At 57.7% G+C, this 16,123-nt stretch carries 14 protein-coding genes and 1 tRNA gene; 8 read left to right on the top strand and 7 right to left on the bottom strand.

Annotated elements, in window-relative coordinates; all coding sequences use genetic code 11:
* Positions 1-12: 12 nt before the first annotated feature.
* Positions 13-2,262 carry a RelA/SpoT family protein gene (locus tag GA830_RS11340; protein WP_195161969.1) on the bottom strand — a complete coding sequence of 750 codons (2,250 nt, stop codon included), beginning with the start codon at positions 2,260-2,262 and terminating at the stop codon, positions 13-15.
* Positions 2,263-2,372: 110 nt separating this feature from the next.
* Positions 2,373-2,768, bottom strand: coding sequence for a DNA-directed RNA polymerase subunit omega (gene rpoZ / locus GA830_RS11335; protein ID WP_195161968.1), 396 nt, complete (start codon positions 2,766-2,768; stop codon positions 2,373-2,375).
* A gap of 264 nt (positions 2,769-3,032) precedes the next feature.
* Here rpoZ and GA830_RS11330 point away from each other — a divergent pair, with 264 nt between their 5' ends.
* Positions 3,033-3,614 carry a LabA-like NYN domain-containing protein gene (locus GA830_RS11330; protein ID WP_195161967.1) on the top strand — a complete coding sequence of 194 codons (582 nt, stop codon included), beginning with the start codon at positions 3,033-3,035 and terminating at the stop codon, positions 3,612-3,614.
* Entirely contained in the window at positions 3,614-4,273 is a 660-nt protein-coding gene (locus GA830_RS11325; protein ID WP_195161966.1) for a uracil-DNA glycosylase, read from the top strand. The genes GA830_RS11330 and GA830_RS11325 overlap by 1 nt, the downstream gene beginning before the upstream one ends.
* 15 nt (positions 4,274-4,288) lie before the next feature.
* Here the strand turns inward: GA830_RS11325 and smpB are convergent, their stop codons facing one another.
* Positions 4,289-4,768: an SsrA-binding protein SmpB gene (gene smpB / locus GA830_RS11320; protein ID WP_195161965.1), complete on the bottom strand. Its 480-nt coding sequence runs from the start codon at positions 4,766-4,768 to the stop codon at positions 4,289-4,291.
* A gap of 23 nt (positions 4,769-4,791) precedes the next feature.
* Complete coding sequence (dapA, locus tag GA830_RS11315) at positions 4,792-5,673, bottom strand: 4-hydroxy-tetrahydrodipicolinate synthase (protein WP_195161964.1); 882 nt, start codon at positions 5,671-5,673, stop codon at positions 4,792-4,794.
* A gap of 240 nt (positions 5,674-5,913) precedes the next feature.
* Between dapA and GA830_RS11310 the strand changes: the two genes are divergently transcribed.
* Both GA830_RS11310 and GA830_RS11305 read left to right on the top strand, forming a co-directional pair.
* Entirely contained in the window at positions 5,914-7,944 is a 2,031-nt protein-coding gene (locus GA830_RS11310; protein WP_195164908.1) for a lytic transglycosylase domain-containing protein, read from the top strand.
* Between the two features lie 94 nt (positions 7,945-8,038).
* On the top strand, positions 8,039-8,920 hold the full coding sequence (locus GA830_RS11305) for an alpha/beta fold hydrolase (protein WP_195161963.1): 882 nt from the start codon (positions 8,039-8,041) through the stop codon (positions 8,918-8,920).
* 128 nt (positions 8,921-9,048) lie between these two features.
* On the opposite strand, the gene GA830_RS11300 is transcribed toward GA830_RS11305, so the two are convergent.
* Positions 9,049-10,146 (bottom strand): porin, encoded by a 1,098-nt coding sequence (locus tag GA830_RS11300; RefSeq protein ID WP_195161962.1) that lies wholly within the window; start codon positions 10,144-10,146, stop codon positions 9,049-9,051.
* Between the two features lie 471 nt (positions 10,147-10,617).
* On the opposite strand from GA830_RS11300, the gene GA830_RS11295 reads away from it, so the two are divergent.
* Positions 10,618-10,707, top strand: a tRNA-Ser gene (locus GA830_RS11295).
* Between the two features lie 62 nt (positions 10,708-10,769).
* Here GA830_RS11295 and GA830_RS11290 read toward each other — a convergent pair.
* Positions 10,770-12,218: a UdgX family uracil-DNA binding protein gene (locus tag GA830_RS11290; RefSeq protein ID WP_195161961.1), complete on the bottom strand. Its 1,449-nt coding sequence runs from the start codon at positions 12,216-12,218 to the stop codon at positions 10,770-10,772.
* A 1-nt stretch (position 12,219) separates the two neighbouring features.
* Positions 12,220-13,452 carry a putative DNA modification/repair radical SAM protein gene (locus GA830_RS11285; RefSeq protein WP_195161960.1) on the bottom strand — a complete coding sequence of 411 codons (1,233 nt, stop codon included), beginning with the start codon at positions 13,450-13,452 and terminating at the stop codon, positions 12,220-12,222.
* 137 nt (positions 13,453-13,589) lie between these two features.
* Here GA830_RS11285 and GA830_RS11280 point away from each other — a divergent pair, with 137 nt between their 5' ends.
* From GA830_RS11280 to GA830_RS11270, 3 genes are all read left to right on the top strand, one after another.
* Positions 13,590-14,354, top strand: coding sequence for an SDR family NAD(P)-dependent oxidoreductase (locus GA830_RS11280; RefSeq protein ID WP_195161959.1), 765 nt, complete (start codon positions 13,590-13,592; stop codon positions 14,352-14,354).
* 98 nt (positions 14,355-14,452) lie between these two features.
* Positions 14,453-14,758 carry a hypothetical protein gene (locus tag GA830_RS11275; protein WP_195161958.1) on the top strand — a complete coding sequence of 102 codons (306 nt, stop codon included), beginning with the start codon at positions 14,453-14,455 and terminating at the stop codon, positions 14,756-14,758.
* Between the two features lie 131 nt (positions 14,759-14,889).
* Positions 14,890-16,050 carry a serine hydrolase domain-containing protein gene (locus tag GA830_RS11270; protein ID WP_195161957.1) on the top strand — a complete coding sequence of 387 codons (1,161 nt, stop codon included), beginning with the start codon at positions 14,890-14,892 and terminating at the stop codon, positions 16,048-16,050.
* The last annotated feature ends 73 nt before the right edge of the window (positions 16,051-16,123 follow it).

Genomic DNA, 16,123 nt, shown 5'->3' with positions numbered 1-16,123 from the left:
GCTATTGTGCGTCTATCCATTAACCCGCTTGGCCTCGCTGACGCTGGAATTATCCTTCAGCTGTGACAGAAGCCTATTCAGGTGCTTGAGGTCCCAAACTTCGAGATCGATCAGCATTTCGGTGAAATCAGGCGCTGTGCGGATCATCGACAGCGTATGAATGTTTGCATCGTTGGAGGCAACCACCTGCGTAATATCGGCCAGCGATCCAGGCGCGTTGATGGCAGTCACAGAGACACGCGCTGGGAAGCGCTCCTTGGTGTCCTCATCGATATCCCAGCGCACATCTATCCAGCGTTCCGGCTGGTCATCAAACGCCGTCAGTGATGGCGACTGGATTGGATAGATGGTGATTCCGGAACCCGGCTGGATGATACCGACAATGCGGTCGCCTGGTACCGCGCCTTCGGGTGCAAAACGCACGGGAAGATCGCCGCGCACGCCTTTGATCGGCACCGCACCCTGTTCCTTGCTCGCCTGTTCTTCTGCTTCCTTGCGCGATTTGCGCGACGAGGCGCGGCCGGGAATTTGAAATAGCATGCCTGCGGCGTTGCGCAGGTTGAACCAGCCCTCCTCGCGCGCTTTGGGAGGAGTTTGAGTGATGCGCTCTTCCTTGAAGTCCGGGAACACAGCCTTCATCACATCGCTCGAGGAAAGCTCCCCACGCCCGACCGAGGATAGCACATCATCAATGTCTTTGCGTGCCAGCCTGTGAAGTACGGGTTTCAGGCTGTCGCGTGTAAAAGCTTTACCTCCGCGCTCGAATGTACGCTCCAGAATACGCATGCCAAGCCCGGAGTACTGCTTGCGGATGGCATTTTTGGTAGCGCGGCGGATGGCTGAACGGGCCTTACCGGTAACCACCACCGATTCCCAGGCAGCAGGCGGAACCTGCGCTTTTGAGCGGATGATCTCAACTTCGTCGCCATTCTTCAGCTCGGTCATCAGCGGCATGATACGGCCATTGACCTTCGCACCGACGCAGGTGTCGCCGACGTCGGTGTGGACAGCATAGGCAAAGTCGATGGGTGTCGCGCCGCGCGGCAGCGCGATCAATCGACCTTTGGGCGTGAAGCAGAAGACCTGGTCCTGAAACAGCTCCAACCTGGTATTTTCAAGGAAATCTTCCGGATTGTCGCCTTCCGCCAACGCCTCTATGGTTCGCCGAAGCCAGGCGTAGGCGTTAGTTTCCTTGGAGATGGTATGGGCTGGACCGTTCGGCTTGCCGCCTGTGTCCTTGTAGATCGAATGCGCCGCTACGCCATATTCGGCAATTTTGTTCATCTCGCGGGTGCGCACCTGCAGTTCGATGCGCTGGCGCGACGGGCCGACTATCGTCGTGTGAATCGATCGATAATCGTTCTGCTTCGGCGTGGAAATGTAGTCCTTGAACCGGCCAGGAACCATGGACCACGTCGTGTGGATGGCACCAAGCGCGCTGTAACAATCTTCAACGCTGTCAACGATAACGCGAAAACCGAAAATATCGGACAATTGCTCGAAGGAGAGCGCCTTGGCCTCCATCTTGCGAAACACTGACCATGGCTTCTTCTGGCGGCTCTTTACCTCAGCGTTGAGCTTGTACTTGGTGAACAGACCCGAAAGCGATTCCTCGATCTCGACGATGACATTGCGATGGCGCTCGAAGGTATCGGCAAGCCTTGCCGTAACCGTGCGATATGCTTCAGGGTTGATGTAGCGGAAAGCCAGTTCCTCCAGCTCCTCGCGCATGCCCTGCATGCCCATGCGACCAGCAAGCGGCGCGTAGATTTCCATGGTCTCTTCGGCAATGCGCAGGCGCTTGGCTTCAGGCACATGGTCTAGCGTGCGCATGTTATGCAGGCGGTCAGCGAGCTTGACCAAAAGCACGCGGACATCTTCTGAGATGGCAAGCAGCAGTTTGCGCAGGTTTTCGGCCTGTTCGGCTTTCTTGGAAACGAGATCAAGCTTCTTGAGCTTAGTCAGGCCTTCGACCAGCTTACCCATTTCGGGGCCGAAAAGCTCGTCGATCTCATCGCGCGTAGCGGTCGTATCCTCAATCGTGTCATGCAAGAGCGCGACAGCAATTGTCGCCTCGTCCATATGCATGTCGGTGAGGATGGCTGCTACTTCCAGCGGATGTGAGAAATAAGGATCGCCAGACGCACGGCGCTGATGGCCATGCTTTTGCATGGCATAGACATAAGCCTTGTTGAGAAGTGCCTCGTTGACGTCAGGCTTGTAGCGCTGGACGCGCTCGACAAGCTCATATTGACGCATCATGGGCGGTTTCCGGGCAGTCTGAAATAAGTCATGCGCCGAACGGTTGCCCGGCGCATGTCATCAATAGCCACGAAAACGCTGCCACGGAAGTGGCACTTGTCCGATAAGGTTTAGTAGTCGTCGCTTTTCTCTGGCGGAACAAGGCCTTCGATGCCGGCGAGCAGGTCTTCCTCGGTCATACGGTCGAATGTTACCGCATCGTCGTCCGCAGCGGCAGAAACGGCCGCAGTTGTGGGTTGGTCTGCAGAGTCGTCGATATCGGCTTCAGGTTCGTCGACTTCCACATGCTTTTGCAGCGAATGAATGAGGTCTTCTTTCAGATCGCCAGGCGAAAGCGTCTCGTCGGCGATTTCGCGCAGGGCAACGACGGGATTCTTGTCATTGTCGCGGTCGATCGTGATGGCTGCGCCCTGCGAGATCTGGCGGGCACGATGTCCAGCAAGCAAGACCAGCTCAAAGCGATTGTCGACCTTGTCGATGCAATCTTCAACGGTTACGCGGGCCATGGAACGCCCCTTTCAAGTTCTTGATGTCTCGGGAATCTGCCCGGTCCATATCCTGAACGGCGCGGAAGTTCAAGCACATTGGAACGCCTCGCTCCAGCGCCGGCCTGCCATAGACGCTCATTAGCCACAACTCATTCTTTATTTTCTACACCTCTTGGAATAGATGCGGTTGCACGTTATTTCCATTAGGAAGTTATGAATTGCGTTGCATGTGCAAAAATCCATTTTTTTAACGCTGACGCATTGCTCGAGGGAATTTCTTTGATGTTTGATCCGCGCGAGAAGATCGCTCTTTTTATCGATGGCGCCAATCTTTACGCGACCTCGCGGGCGCTGGGATTTGACATTGACTACCGCAAGTTGTTGTCCAGCTTCCAGAAGCGCGGCTACTTGCTGCGCGCCTATTACTACACGGCGCTGATTGAGGATCAGGAATACTCCTCTATCCGGCCGCTGATCGACTGGCTCGACTACAATGGCTTCAAGGTGGTCACCAAGCCGGCCAAGGAGTTCACCGATTCAAGTGGGCGACGCAAAATCAAAGGCAATATGGATATCGAGCTGACCGTCGACGCGCTCGAACTGGCCGATGTCGTGGATCATTACGTCATCTTTTCCGGCGACGGCGATTTCCGCACCCTTGTGGAAGCGCTGCAGCGGCGCGGCCGGAGGGTGAGCGTCGTTTCAACGATGTCATCACAGCCGCCGATGATATCGGACGACCTGCGCCGGCAGGCCGACAACTTCATTGAACTGATGACTTTGAAAAACGAGATCGGGCGGGACCCATCCGAGCGGCCTGTACGCAGAGCTGAACCTGCGGAAGCCGATGACGACCCGTATTGATGGAGGATGTTCTCCCATCTGCGGCGGAACCGTCACCTGATTGCCCGCTATGCCCTCGTCTGCATGGCTTTATCAGTTCCTGGCGGTCACGTGAGCCTGAATGGTTTAACGCCCCGGTGCCGACCTTTGCTGCAGCAGGCGACGAAACGGTGCGCCTTCTCGTGATCGGGCTAGCGCCTGGACTGCGCGGGGCCAACCGAACCGGACGCCCCTTCACCGGAGACTACGCGGGAGACCTGCTCTATTCGACGCTAACCCATTTCGGTTTCGCGCGCGGTGTGTTCAAGGCGAGACCGGATGACGGCCTTGAACTTGTCGGTACTGCCATCACCAATGCGGTCCGCTGCGTGCCGCCGGAAAACAAGCCGGTGGGCGGCGAGATCGCCACGTGCCGCAGGTTTCTCACACCAACCATCACCCGCTTTCCGAATCTTGCCGCCATTGTCACGCTTGGGACGATAGCGCATCAGTCAACTGTGCGAGCGTTTGGCGAGCGTGTTGCTGCCTATCCCTTTCGCCATGGCGGCCGGCAACAAATAGGAGCACATATGTTATTTTCCAGCTATCATTGCTCGCGCTACAATACGAACACCGGGCGGCTGACAACCGACATGTTCACCAGCGTTTTCAAAGATGTATCAGAGTTTTTGAACAAATAGATTCCTGATGCCGCGCTAGCCGCGCTCCTTGAGCAACCTGCCCTTTTCACGCGCCCAGTCTCGTTTCTTTTCCGTCTCGCGCTTGTCGTGCAACTTCTTGCCGCGGGCAATCGCCAGCAACAGTTTGGCCCTGCCCCGGTCGTTGAAGTAAATCTTCAAGGGCACCATCGTCATGCCTTCGCGATCGACAGCCTGGCCGAGCTTTGCCATTTCGCGCTTGTTTAGCAGCAGCTTTCGACGGCGCCGCGGCTCATGATTGTGGCGGTTGCCCTGAAGATATTCCGGCAGGTAGGAATTGATCAGCCAGATCTCGCCTCCTTCTAGAGAAGCGTAGGATTCCTGAATGTTTGCCTGACCGGCGCGCAGAGATTTCACCTCGGTACCGGTGAGGACCAGACCCGTCTCATAGGTATCAAGCACTTCATAGGAAAACCGCGCCTTGCGGTTTTCAGCGACGGTCTTGTTGTTGGGATCGGCTTTTCTAACCTGGTTCATGGCCGTCAGGTGGCATGGGTTGCCTAGTTTATCAAGCCGGCGTGCTTCATCGCCGCATCCAGCCTGTCAGCCGTCGCCTGCTCAACCGCTACAAGCGGCGAACGCAGATTGTTTTCGACCTTGCCAAGTCGGGAAAGCGCATATTTCGCGCCAGAGACACCGGGCTCCAGGAAGATCGCCTTGTGTAACGGCATCAGCCGGTCCTGCAGGTCCAGCGCCCTGTCCTTGTCGTTGGCGAGCGTTGCCTCCTGAAATTCAGCACAAAGGCGCGGCGCCACATTGGCGGTCACAGAGATGCACCCAACGCCACCGTGAGCGTTGAAACCCAGTGCCGACGCATCCTCACCCGAAAGCTGGATAAACTCCTTTCCGCAGGTCATGCGTTGCTCGGAGACACGCTCGACCTTGCCGGTGGCATCCTTGACGCCAACTATGTTTTTAAAGTCACGGGCCAGATTGCCCATCGTCTCCGGCATCATGTCGATGACCGAGCGCGGTGGAATGTTGTAGATGATGATCGGCAGACTGGTGGCCTGTGCGACGGCTGCAAAATGGGCATAGAGGCCGCGCTGGGTCGGCTTGTTGTAGTATGGCGTCACGACCAGGACAGCGTCTGCGCCAACTTCTTCGGCATGGCGGGCAAGCCCCACTGCCTCGACTGTATTGTTGGAGCCAGCGCCGGCAACTACCGGGACGCGACCCCTGGCGACTTCAACGCATGCCTTCACGACCGCGCGGTGCTCCTCATGCGACAGCGTAGGCGATTCTCCTGTCGTGCCAACCGGGACGAGCCCGGTCGTGCCTTCGCTTATCTGCCATTCAACAAATGCACGAAAGGCTTTGTCGTCAACGCGACCGTGGCTGTCGAACGGTGTCACGAGCGCGGTAAGCGAGCCTCTCAGCATTTCATCAAACTCCTGGGATTTTTAGATCGAAGCGTGGCGATGTCACCGGTTTTCTAAACGAAAGCAAGGCACAGCACCATAGTTTTGACATCTGGCTTAGGCATTTGCCTCCTGACGTTGCTCTCGCGCAAGCCAGTTGCATTTTTAACGCTTTGGTTACGTGCCCTTCATCGGCCGGCCTTATCCTCACTCATACCGGCTCTAACTCGCAATGTGTACGGACAGGGAATGAAACGTATCATGCCACCCGGTCGCACTTTTTGCCTCGCGCTTGCAGGGACGGCGACGGCTTGCATCATATTCTTTGTAGCGCTTAGCCGATCAGAGCCCCTTTCCTATGCGCCGATTGGTGATTCACCGCTCGATGCGATCGACCGGGCAACAACGAACCCGGCTAACATTGAGGCCCTTAAGAGTGGGCTCGACGCGTTGGCATCCAACAGGGTTGAACAGGCGCGCTCGATCCGCGACAGCTTGCCCGCGGGAATGCTGGATCGCCATATACTCCAGTGGGCAATTGCTCTGCGCGGCGGACCCAGCGTCCCAAGTTCCGAGATTGCGGCGGCAGCCCGCGTTCTGGCAGGTTGGCCCGGGGCGAGCGTCTTTCGCCGCAATAGCGAGCGCGCCATGGCACGGGAAAAGCCGATGCCCGAGGCTGTCGTTCAACTGTTCGGAGCGACGCGCCCCGAAACCGTCGAAGGGACACTTCTGCTTGCCCGGGCACTGGTTGCTCTCGACAAGGCCGACCAGGCCCGTACGTTGCTTGCACCCTTCTGGCGGATGGAGAAACTCGATGCGGAAATTGAAGGCGTAATTCTTGCCGAATTTGGGACGCTGATATCAGCTGCGGACCACCGGTTCCGTATGGAGGCAATGCTCTATCTCGGACGCTACGGTTCGGCAAAGCGCGTGGCAGAGCTGGCCGGCGCCATGGCGCTTGCAGACGCGTGGGTTGCGGTCGCCAAAGGCGCTAAGAACGCTAACAAGCTGCTGGATGCGGTTCCTGCTGCACAGCGCGGGCCAGGATATCTTTTTGCCCTCGCACGGTATCAGCGCCGCACGGGCAATATCTCGGGTGCCGCCAAGACAATGTTAAAGGCCCCGGTGGAAGCGACGGAATTGATCGATCCGGATGCATGGTGGATTGAAAGGCGCGTGCTCTCGCGCGAACTGCTCGATGTGGATGATATCCAGACAGCTTATACGGTCGCAGCCGCACATTCGGCCGAGAGCCCAGCAAACGCTGTCGACGCGGAATTTCACGCCGGATGGTACGCCTTGCGCGGATTGAAAAATCCACAGGTCGCGGCAAAGCATTTCCTCCAGATGACAGAGATTGCCGAGGGTCCTATTTCGCTTTCGCGCGCTTTCTATTGGCTCGGGCGCTCCGCTGAAGCAGGGGGACCTGGAAAAGCGGTTGATTTTTACGCTCAAGGCGCGGATTTCGGCACTTCGTTTTATGGGCAGCTTGCTGCGGCAAAAATCGGCCGAGCGGCCCTTTCGATTGATGAACCGTTGCCCTCCGAGGCGGATCGCAAGAGCTTTGAAACGCGCGAGGCCGTGCGGGCGATCAGTCGCCTCGAAGCTGCAGGTTATCCGCAAAGAGCCGAGAGCCTCTATCGCTCGCTTGCGGCAGAACTTGCCAGTCCGGGCGAACTTGCGCTGCTGGCCGCGATGGCCGAAGGGCGAGGAAATCATTACCTGGCGCTGAGGGTCGGAAAGATCGCGGCATCGCGGGGCATGAACATCGGCGCGCTTTCGCATCCGGTGGGTGCTATTCCTGAAACTGCCATGATCGATGGAAGCGGGAAAGCGCTAGCCTATGCCATCGCCCGGCAGGAGAGCGAATTCAATACTGGTGCCGTCTCTCACGCAGGCGCGCGGGGGCTGTTGCAACTGATGCCCGCAACAGCCAAAGCCGTGGCGAAGCAAACCGGCATGCCCTACTCTCGGGAGCGGCTGACGTCTGATGCAGGATATAACGCGACGCTGGGCGCCGCCTTCCTGGGCGAACAGCTTGGACGTTTTGAGGGCTCTTACGTACTTACATTTGCGGGCTACAATGCCGGGCCTGGGCGTGCGCGCGAATGGATGAAACGGTATGGGGACCCTCGCGGCAAGGATATCGATGCCGTCGTAGACTGGATCGAGCGTATCCCCTACACCGAAACGCGCAGCTATGTTCAGCGTGTGATGGAAAATTATCAGGTCTACAAGATGCGGCTTTCGGGTCATTACGACATTGTTGCCGATCTTGTTGCCGGCCGCTGAGGGCTTCTTCCCCATCGGCTCGCGCAGAAATCAATCGCCATGATGGCGGGAATCCGGCACGTTGCATTCAAATCGCAGTGCTGCCGGAGAACCCATGAAAACCGACGACTATTCTAGTTTCTTCTACTCTGCGGCCGATGGCCTGAAGCTGCATGCCCGAATCTATGGTCAGGCCAATGAAACGGTGCCCGTGGTGTGCCTGCCTGGATTAACGCGCAATGCGCGTGATTTTCATGAGCTTGCGGTTTTCCTTTCGAATGAGCCCAAAACTCCACGTCAGGTGATCACATTCGACTATCGGGGCCGGGGGCAATCTGAGTTCGCCCAGGATTGGACAAGCTACAATATCATGACCGAGGCGGAGGACGTATTGGCTGGGCTCACCGCGATGGGGGTCGAACACGGTGGATTTATTGGCACGTCGCGCGGCGGACTGATCATTCATCTCCTCGCGGGAATGCGACCCGGATTACTGAGAGCGGTGGTTCTCAACGATATCGGACCCGTGGTAGAAGGCGAAGGGCTGGCTCATATCCGCGCCTACCTTGAGCGTGCGCCTATCCCGGCCAGCATGGCAGACGCTGTGGCGATCCAGAAAGCTACTCATGGACAGGCGTTTTCAGCGCTTTCGGAAGATGATTGGCACCGTTTTGTCGGCGCTCTTTACCGGAAAGGCAAAAATGACGTTCCGGTCGCAGATTTCGATCCCGCGCTTCTTAACACTTTGAAAGCTGTCGACCTGACCAGGCCACTACCCGATCTCTGGGCGCAATTTGCCGGCCTTGCCAACATTCCCCTGCTGGCCATTCGCGGCGAGAACTCCAAGCTTCTGTCTGCGGCAACGCTGGATGAGATGCGGCGCCGTCACCCCGATTGCCAGGCGTTAATCGTTGAGGGTCAGGGCCATGCACCACTGCTTGAAACGGGAAACCTGCCCGCGAAAATATCGTCTTTCCTACGTCATTGCGAGCGATAGATAGAGGCAATGAGCGCCAGCAGTTCCGCTGCCTACCGCGCCGCAGGAGCTAGCAAATTTCCCACGCACCAGACACAAAAAACCCGGCGGTTGCCCGCCGGGTTTTTCTCAATCAACCGAAAGGCTGATTAGAAGTTACGCTGGAAGCGGATGAAGCCGCCGAAAGCGTCTGAATTGTCGACGTCGAAGTTGTCGTAGTAGGCAACTTCTGGCGTGATGGTGAAGCCAGGAACCAGTTCGTAGTTCACGTTAGCAACGGCTGCGAAGTTCTCGTAGTCGTCGTACGAAAGCTGAACGTTGAACTTGGCTTTCGGCGAAACGGCGAATGAAGCGCCACCCCAGATTGCCCAGTCGCCACCCCAGTTGCCATAATAATTTGGCTCACCGGCGTCGTCATCCTTGAAGCCGCCCATAACGAACAGGCTGATCGTCTCGGAAGCCTTGACGTCCAAACGTGCCTTGATCGCGTATTCTTCCCAGACCGAGTCGTAACCGCCAACAACGCGGACCGAACCCCAGCCACCGGTGTAACCAACGCCGCCAACTACGTGAGGAACGTAGCTGTCGAGCGTGTAGGCCACGTCAGCGCCTTCTTCGAGAGCGACAGCAGCCGAGAAGCCGTTGCCTGCATCGAATTTGTACTGGATGGTGTGCGTGTCGTAAGGGCCAAAGCCGATCATGTCGTCATGGATGACCGAACCGGCATAGTCGGTGAAGGTGGTGAACAGCGAATCGGTCTTACCGATGAGGAAGCCGCCCAGCTCGATGTAAGCGTGGTTCAGCTTGGCAAGGCCTGACTTGGTGGTGCTGACGTCATAATCGCCAATTTCAACCGTGGTGGTGTCCCAATCGAAGTTGACCTGGAAGAATGCACGCAGGGTGCCAAGCTCGGTTTCGGTGCGGGCGTCGAGACGCAGAGCCGCACGAGCGCGCTTGTAGTAGGTGTCGTTCGTATTGAAGATACCATCTTCAAGAGCGTCCTTCTTATCAAGAACGTCGTTCATGCCGAACAGATCGCCCATGCCGATGTCGTAACGGACATAGCCGCTGACCTTCAGGCAGGTTTCGGTGCCGGGCATGTAATAGAAACCGGTGCCGTATACGTCGCAAACGCGAACGTATTCGACCGGCTCTGGCTCGGCCATGACGACCGCATCAGCGGCACGTGCGCCGGATACTGCGACGAGGGCCGCAGCGGAGCCGAGAAGCAGGCTCTTAATGTTCATTTTCTGACCTCCAGTCAAAGTTAAAATACGGGTCTGGGTATTTTTGCTGAAGGACAGCGTTCCCTGCCCCATCCCCAATTCCGAAAAAGACACGCACCGCGCTCCTTCTTCGACGCTGACTTTTACCAGCGGATTCGCCGGGTTCAACAACGATCAGTGCTTTCCCAGGGTCACGGCTCCTCTATGAGTTATCGCTGTTGCACAAATGACACGATTTGACCCTCGGCCTTCATACCTTGGTAACCATCTGACCCCGCAGTGCATCATTTTCATCGGATATGCTGGGTGAATCACATGAATAACCGAATCTCTTGATCCGCAAGCGAGCGGAATCGCTGACGGCGGCGGCATGAGGGCACGGTGCGCAGGGGCAACAAATCGGACCTGCATATTAAAGAGTGGAGATTTCTCGGGGAAATCGCCTTGGCTTATTGATTGTCTGTCCGCTTTTCTCTATCCAGCCGTTGCGTTGGAGAGGTGGCCGAGTGGTCGAAGGCGCTCCCCTGCTAAGGGAGTAGCCCAGTGATGGGCTCGAGGGTTCGAATCCCTTCCTCTCCTCCAGCCGTCTAGATCACATCGCAAACATGTTGCTGCAAACTGCTTATCTTCAGTTTCGACTTCGGTCATTCCATCCGCAGGCGTGATGCCGTTTGTTCGAGATCAAGACGAAAATTGCCAATCGCATGAATTCGGGCAGTGCCTTCCGGCAGGCGCAACAGGTAACTTGGATGCACGGTTAGCAGCACGGGCGTGCCGTCACCTGTGGTTTCGATAGTACCCCGCCGTTTCAAAATCCCCTCCCCGCTTCCAGTCAGCGCTTCGGCGGCACTTGCTCCCATTGCCAGAATGAGCTTCGGCTTAAGCAGTGCGCGTTCCGCATCGAGCCACCAGCGGCAATGGCTGATTTCATTACTGTTCGGACGCTGGTGCAGCCGTCGTTTGCCCCGCACAACATATTTGAAATGCTTTACGGCATTGGTGATGTAGGCGCGGTGGCGGTCAAGACCGGCCTCGGCAGCGACTTGGTCAAACAGACGGCCGGCGGGGCCCACAAAGGGCCGGCCCGAAAGATCCTCCTCGTCGCCCGGCTGTTCTCCCACGATCATCAACGGAGCATCCAGCGGCCCTTCACCGGGCACTGCCTGCGTGGCGTCGCGGTAGAGAGCACAGCGTGTACAGCCTCGAAGTTCCGTTCTAAATTCGGGTAATCCGCCCTCCATGGGCCGCGCATGTACAGTCGCCAGCGCATGCGCGTGCACGCGGGCGGCGCGTAAGGGCGGAAGCGTGGGTGCATTCTCGCGCATGGCTTTGGCTCGGGCGCCTGCTGTGGCGATCAGTTCCGGTATCGCCGACGCTTCGGGCAGGTTCTTCCAGTACTTCTTGGGCATTTCCGCGCGCATCGCGTTAACTTTGAGACGTGCCGGATTGAAGATGTTGCGGAAGTAGGTGACCCACAAAGCTTCGGCGGCGTCATCCGGCAGGGCGGGCTTTGGCTCGCCGTCAGCAAAGGTCAGTGACGCGTTGCTGAAATGGGCCGACAGATCAGGCGTCAAGATTGACCAGTCCATGTCACCAAAGCGACGCGTGAAAAATCCCGCCGTCGGCTCCAGCGTGAAATGGCTCGGCTCGAACCAGGCCGCGAATCTGCGCCGTGTCGCGCCAGTCACGCCGACATCGCGGAAGCGCACAAAGGCTTTCATCTTATGCATGTCGCGGCGCACCGCTTTGGCCATAGCCTGTAACTTCGCGACGGCAGGGTCACCTCTGTCGCTCACAATCCTGGGCTCGGTGCGCAGCCGCCAGAGGAGCGCATAGAGCAGGGCGAATCGTTCGGGGTCAGCATGCCAGATCACCAGATCGGCAAGCTCAACGAAAGATTTTGGAACGCTTGGCGCCGGCCCCTCCGTCGCTGAAACATCGGAGACGCGTCTCGCGCGGTTGAAAAGGTCGTCGGAGCCTGCGCCGCGTGACCAGACAAGCTGATCGGGCGGGGTCATAGCCACGAGCGCAGTGCGGGCTGCATCACGCCAGGCTGTCGCGGTGCCTAACCGGGGCAGAGCAATGAAGCGCATTTCAAAATAGCACCAATTGTTCGGCGGGAGGAGCAAAGCGAACGCGCAGTTCAGCACTGTCGGTCAACGTACCTGGTGACCAGCCGCTGGCGGTGACAAAGGCGCGGGCCTTTTTCATGCCGGCTCCCAGGCGGGCAAGATCCTCATAGCGCAGGCTGCGGTGGCGGCGGGTGGAAAGGATACGCGATACGGTTTTGGTTCCGAAACCGGGCACGCGCAGCAGGAGCTCCCGCCCGGCACGGTTCACATCGACCGGGAAGAGCCCACGGTTCGCCAGTGCCCACGCAAGTTTGGGGTCAAGATCGAGATCGAGATTGCCGTCCTGGGTCGCACCGGTAATTTCATCTAGATCGAACCCGTAAAACCTGATCAGCCAGTCAGCCTGATAGAGCCGGTGCTCACGCTGAAGCGGCGGGCGGATCAACGGCAGGGCAACCGAGCTGTCGGGAATAGGCGAGAATGCCGAATAGTAGACGCGTTTCAAATGATAGCTGGAATACAGCCGATTTGCTGTTCCCAAAATTGTGGCATCGTTGGAAGCATCGGCGCCGACAATCATCTGGGTAGACTGACCGGCAGGTGCGAAGCGCCGTGGAAGACGGCCCGTATGACTGGGCTCTGACGCCACCTCACGGCGGAGGCGTACACCGGCCATCGCGCGTCGGATCTGCGCCGGGTCCTTTTCTGGCGCATAGGCGGCGACGCCCGCGTCGGTCGGAAGTTCCACATTCATGGAGATCCGGTCGGCATAAAGGCCAGCCTGTTCAATCAATTCCGGCGCTGCGTCGGGAATGGTTTTGAGATGAATGTAGCCGCGAAATTGATGGTCCACCCGCAGTATTTTGGCGATCCGCACCATGTCGGCCATGGTAGCGTCAGGCGAGCGGATGATGCCAGAGGAGAGGAACAGGCCTTCGATATAGTTCCGCCTGTAAAATTCCAGCGTCAGCGTCACAACTTCTTCCACACTAAAACGGGCGCGCTGAACATTGGAGCTGACACGATTGACGCAATAGGAACAGTCATAAATACAAAAATTCGTCATCAGTATCTTGAGGAGGCTGATACAGCGGCCATCCGGTGCATAGGCATGGCAAATGCCGGAACCTTCCGTCGAACCAAGCCCCTTGCCGTCGCGGCTGTCGCGGCGCGCGGTGCCGCTGGAGGCACAAGAAGCATCGTACTTTGCAGCATCTGAGAGAATTGCGAGTTTTTGGTCGAGGGAAAGCGGCATACGTTCACTATATGTTCTCCTGCACCTTACCGCAAGAGGTTCAACATGGGCGTGACAACCTGTCCAGCCGGTCTCCGACGCGGTGAACCATTCAGGCCGTTGGCGCGTATCATTTCTTGAAGTAGCAAGGAGCATGTATGAGCAAGTCAATGGAACAACCGGGCACGGCTTGGGTTACCGGTGCCGGCACCGGAATTGGCCGGGCGGTAGCACTGAAACTTGCCCGGACGGGTTGGCGCGTTGCCGCCAGTGCCCGCACGAAGGCAGACCTTGATGCCCTGTCGGCCGAGGCCGGCGGCAATATTGTGCCGGTTCCACTCGATGTGCGCGATGCTGAAGCAGTCGACACAGGGTTCGCGGAGATGGAAAAGACGCTGGGTTCGGTTGATCTGGTCGTTCTTTGCGCTGGCATCTATCGCCGTGACACAGCACGCACCCTGGACCCCAAGGAATTTGAAGCGACGGTGACAACCAATCTTGTCGGCACCGCAAACTGCCTTGCCGCCGTGATGCCCGCGATGATGGCGCGCAAAGCCGGGCGCATTGGTGTGGTGGGCTCGGTAGTGGGCTATGTTGGCCTGCCAGGCGCGTCCGCTTACGGTGCTACCAAGGCAGCCCTTATCAACCTATGCCAGTCACTTTATCCCGAATTGATGGCGAATGGCGTGCAACTCAGCCTGATCAGCCCGGGATTTGTAGAGACCCCGCTGACTGACAAAAACGATTTTCCGATGCCTTTTATGATCTCGGCTGAGGAGGCGGCAAATCATATCGTGAAGGGACTAGGTAGTGCGCGCTTCGATATCGCGTTTCCGTGGAAGATGGTTGTGGCCATGCGGCTTCTTGCGGCACTGCCGAGCAGGCTACTGTTTGCCGTCACGAACCGGGTGCTGTGGAAATAGATTCTTTGACGATGCAAAATACCGGAACATTCCTTCTGTCGTCACGTTGGGTCTGGGATCGCCTGTTAACGATCGACACCAAACGGAAGGAATTTGACATGAAACTCAAGATGTTCACGATCGCCGCTGTTGCCATGACGCTCGGCGGCGCTGCCTTCGCCCAGACCGCCACGACCGGCGCTGGTACAGATCCGGCGCCGCAAATGAAGGTGCTGAGCGACAAGACCATGATGACGCCGTTCTATACCGACGACACCATGACTACCATGCGGACGGATGATGAAATGTCCACCATTTTCAAGGGCCTGAAGGATGACCAGCAGGTTACTATGAAGGAAGAATGCAAACTGGCCGCCACCATGGACCAGTACAAGGATTTCTGCGCCAAGGTTGACGCCATGTAATCCTGTCGCTCATAGCGACTAAAGAAGCGGGCCATCTGGCCCGCTTTTTTGTTTCGTAGGTGCTTGTGAAGCCGCTCGCGCTCCTGTTGTCTGGGAGACAGCATTGAGCATCAGCAGAGGCGTAGCGTTTCGTGACAAACACTTTTTCCCGATCTGACATCACACTATCCAACTGGCGGCTTCACCCCCACACCCGCTGGAGCTTTCAGAGGGTACATGAATTCGTTCCGGTATCGGTTGTCACGCGAGGGCAGGATGAACCGGTAGCATCGTCGGCCGCCCTGAAAGAGATGCGACTTGCGACAGCTGACGGCAGCCTGGTCAGCGCGACCGAGCATCTGACCGATACCTATACCGACAGTTTTGTTGCCATGCGCGAGGGCGCGGTCGTTGCTGAATGGCACAGGGAGGGGATCCGACAAGAATTGCCGCATATTGTCTTTTCTGTCTCCAAATCGATCACCGGCATGCTGGCTGGCATTGCGGCAGGCGACGGTATGCTTGACCCGCAAGCGTTCGTTTCGAGCTATGTGCCAGAAGTCGACAAATCAGCTTACGCCACAGCAAGGGTGCGCGATCTACTAGATATGACGGTCAGTCTTGATTTTGACGAATCCTATCTCGACGCCGATGGTGCGTTTGACCGCTACCGGCGCGCTACCCTGTGGAATCCGCAGAGCCCGAGCGCTGAGCCGAGCGATCTTCTCTCATTTCTCTGCACACTCCAGAAGGGCGATGGGGAGCATGGCAAGCGCTTCTTCTATGCCTCGCCTAACACCGATATGCTGGGTATCGTGCTCGAACGAGCGACCGGGACACGCTTTGCCGATTATCTTCGCAGTCGCCTGTGGTTACCGATGGGCGCCAAGGGAGCTGCATCGGTCACGGTAGACCGGCTTGGTGCGGCACGCGCGGCTGGTGGCATATCGGTGACTGCACGTGATCTCGCCCGCTTGGGCCAGCTGATGCTCGACCGGGGACAGGCCCGCACCGGGCTTCCTGTCGTGCCTGCCGACTGGATCGTTGACATGCGCCAGAATGGCAATCGCGACGCCTGGGTCCAAGGTAATTTCGCCGCGACCTTTCCGCAAGGACGTTACCGCTCCTGCTGGTACGACACTGGAGACGGACGCGGTACTTTTGCGGCGATTGGAATCCACGAACAATGGTTGTGGTGCGATCCGGTCAGCCGAATCGTGATCGCCAAATTTTCCTCGCGGCCCGAACCAAGCGACGAGGCCGCTTCGCAGCGTGAGATTGACCTGCTTGGCCAAATTGCACGTGTGCTTTGAGCCAGCATCGGCATGCAGTTGCCTGCAATCGGCATGCCGGCTATCCAGATGTTTTCCCATTGAAGATTGACCG

This window comes from Mesorhizobium sp. NBSH29 (assembly GCF_015500055.1).
In the GTDB taxonomy this organism is placed as follows: Bacteria; Pseudomonadota; Alphaproteobacteria; order Rhizobiales; family Rhizobiaceae; genus Neomesorhizobium.
Note: the sequence above shows the minus strand (reverse complement) of the source record. Positions and strands in the feature narration are given on the sequence as shown.

Excerpts from the sequence above, each read along its gene's own strand:
- GA830_RS11310 (WP_195164908.1), top strand. The coding sequence starts at position 5,914 with ATGCCACCCGGTCGCACTTTTTGCCTCGCGCTTGCAGGGACGGCGACG.
- rpoZ (WP_195161968.1), bottom strand. The coding sequence starts at position 2,768 with ATGGCCCGCGTAACCGTTGAAGATTGCATCGACAAGGTCGACAATCGC.
- GA830_RS11280 (WP_195161959.1), top strand. The coding sequence starts at position 13,590 with ATGAGCAAGTCAATGGAACAACCGGGCACGGCTTGGGTTACCGGTGCC.
- GA830_RS11275 (WP_195161958.1), top strand. The coding sequence starts at position 14,453 with ATGAAACTCAAGATGTTCACGATCGCCGCTGTTGCCATGACGCTCGGC.
- dapA (WP_195161964.1), bottom strand. The coding sequence starts at position 5,673 with ATGCTGAGAGGCTCGCTTACCGCGCTCGTGACACCGTTCGACAGCCAC.
- GA830_RS11285 (WP_195161960.1), bottom strand. The coding sequence starts at position 13,452 with ATGCCGCTTTCCCTCGACCAAAAACTCGCAATTCTCTCAGATGCTGCA.
- GA830_RS11330 (WP_195161967.1), top strand. The coding sequence starts at position 3,033 with ATGTTTGATCCGCGCGAGAAGATCGCTCTTTTTATCGATGGCGCCAAT.
- smpB (WP_195161965.1), bottom strand. The coding sequence starts at position 4,768 with ATGAACCAGGTTAGAAAAGCCGATCCCAACAACAAGACCGTCGCTGAA.
- GA830_RS11305 (WP_195161963.1), top strand. The coding sequence starts at position 8,039 with ATGAAAACCGACGACTATTCTAGTTTCTTCTACTCTGCGGCCGATGGC.
- GA830_RS11300 (WP_195161962.1), bottom strand. The coding sequence starts at position 10,146 with ATGAACATTAAGAGCCTGCTTCTCGGCTCCGCTGCGGCCCTCGTCGCA.
- GA830_RS11340 (WP_195161969.1), bottom strand. The coding sequence starts at position 2,262 with ATGATGCGTCAATATGAGCTTGTCGAGCGCGTCCAGCGCTACAAGCCT.
- GA830_RS11325 (WP_195161966.1), top strand. The coding sequence starts at position 3,614 with ATGGAGGATGTTCTCCCATCTGCGGCGGAACCGTCACCTGATTGCCCG.
- GA830_RS11290 (WP_195161961.1), bottom strand. The coding sequence starts at position 12,218 with ATGCGCTTCATTGCTCTGCCCCGGTTAGGCACCGCGACAGCCTGGCGT.